At 59.5% G+C, this 1,776-nt stretch carries 2 protein-coding genes; both read left to right on the top strand.

Annotated features, from left to right (window positions below; translation table 11 throughout):
- Nucleotides 1-523: 523 nt before the first annotated feature.
- Nucleotides 524-964: a hypothetical protein gene (locus tag BJP32_RS16640; protein WP_143255502.1), complete on the top strand. Its 441-nt coding sequence runs from the start codon at nt 524-526 to the stop codon at nt 962-964.
- 124 nt (nt 965-1,088) lie between these two features.
- The gene (locus tag BJP32_RS16635) at nt 1,089-1,745 is read left to right on the top strand and encodes a recombinase family protein (protein ID WP_198935308.1); all 657 of its coding nucleotides are present in this window, start codon (nt 1,089-1,091) and stop codon (nt 1,743-1,745) included.
- Nucleotides 1,746-1,776 lie beyond the last annotated feature (31 nt).

The following is a 1,776-nucleotide window of genomic DNA, read 5'->3' as shown; positions in this document are numbered from 1 at the left end:
TCCTCCAGTGTTTTGCGGACTGTTCCGTCCGCTCCTTTCGTCTTCGTCATTCTCGTCGTCCTTCATGTTTGTGGCCGTTGGGGCCGATTTGTTGATGTTCACGCACGTCGCATTCGGTTGGTTGGTGGGCGCCCACAGTTCATCGCTGCCCCGAAGCAGTGTTCGGAGCGGTAGTCGTCGTATCGGGATGGAAGTCCCGTCAGAGGTGAGGACGATCCCTCGCCTCGGGTGGTGCTGAGACCTTGGATGAGGTCTCTACGGGAGGGCGTGATAACCCTCCTCGGTCTGGCCAGACATCAATAGAATACGCGGACTGATGTCATTGACAACCAAAGGCAATTTGCCAAATCTGTCCTCGCATTTTGCGTGGATGGCGGATTTGGCAATGCCGGTCGAGCGAAGGACCGAGTCTGGCAAAGGGTCAAAACGCTGCGGGGCAAGTTTGGCAAGTCCACGCAGGTCATGGGTGCGATTCTGGCAAACTTAACGGCTGGTCTGCGACGAGTTTGGCAACGAAATAAATTTGAGCCAGCCGATGCCGTCACCCCGGAAGTCCGAGAAAGAGAAGCAGCGGGAGCAGTTGTCCGCCCTGCTGGGGGAGCCGGTCTTCTTGCGGGACGAGGCCGCACCGATGGTTCGGTTCACTCCCGACACCATGAACACGGAGCCGCACAAGCGACCTCCCTACTTCCAGAAGAAGACGGGGAGCACGGCTCTTTATCCCGAGTCTTGGCTCAAAGAGTTCGCCCGGACAGGGCAGGTGGTATCTCCCACTACCGGGAAGGTGATGTTCGGGGCGCACCCGTGGCCTCCTGCGCCGCCGACTTCGGCGTCCGCTGTTCCAGCCCCACCGAAGAAGCGGATCAACAAGAAGAAGCGAGATGCCGCGATCTTCGTTCTCGACCTAATCAAAGAGACCGATCCAGAGCGGCGAAGGAAATTCATAGAGGGCGAGCCGGAATAGCCGTTCTCCCAAACACCCCTGAAAACCGGTCCTTCAGCGTCCCGGAAATCCGGGCTTTCAGAACCGTGCGTCGATGTGTTTGACACCATCCGTTTTGGGTGACACCTCGCCGATCCATGAGACGATGATCTCCTCGATCTCGGAGGAGATGACCCTGACCAAGCGCGTGGCCCTCTACTGTCGTGTCTCGACGGCCGACAAAAACCAGACCGTGGAAAACCAGCTTCGCGATCTACGAGCGGTCGCCCAGAGGCAGGACTGGGAGATCGTAGCCACCTTCCTCGATGAGGGCATCTCGGGCGCCAAGGGCCGTGAGAAACGACCCGGCTTCGACAACCTGTTGAAGGGAGTGGCGCGCAGAGATTTTGATCTGATCGCGTGCTTCTCGGTCTGCCGGATCGGACGAAGCTTGCCCGACCTGATCCACTTCCTCGGCGACATCCAGACCAAGAATGTGGACCTCTACGTCCACACGCAGGGCCTCGACACCTCGACCTCCTCGGGTCGGATGATGTTCTCGATGCTCGGCGTCTTCGCCGAATTCGAAAGAGCCATTCACCGCGAGCGCGTATTGAGCGGCCTTCGGCGGACGACCAAGAAGTCCGGTCGCAAGCCCATGCCTGAAGACCGTCTGGAAGCGATCAGGAGGTCGTTGCAGGACGGTCTGGGCATCCGTGCCACCGCCCGCCTACATCGTGCCTCCACGACCACTGTGACGGCGATCTCGCGCACGCTGAAGACGGTCCAGACAGACCGTCAGGAGAGCGTAGTGCACGCCTGAACCGGACGTAGCCATTCGACTACGGCTTGCT

The organism is Brevundimonas sp. ZS04 (assembly GCF_001956865.1).
Taxonomy (GTDB): Bacteria; Pseudomonadota; Alphaproteobacteria; order Caulobacterales; family Caulobacteraceae; genus Brevundimonas; species Brevundimonas diminuta.
The sequence above is the reverse complement of the archived record's forward strand: the minus strand, read 5'-3'. Positions and strand labels throughout refer to the sequence as shown.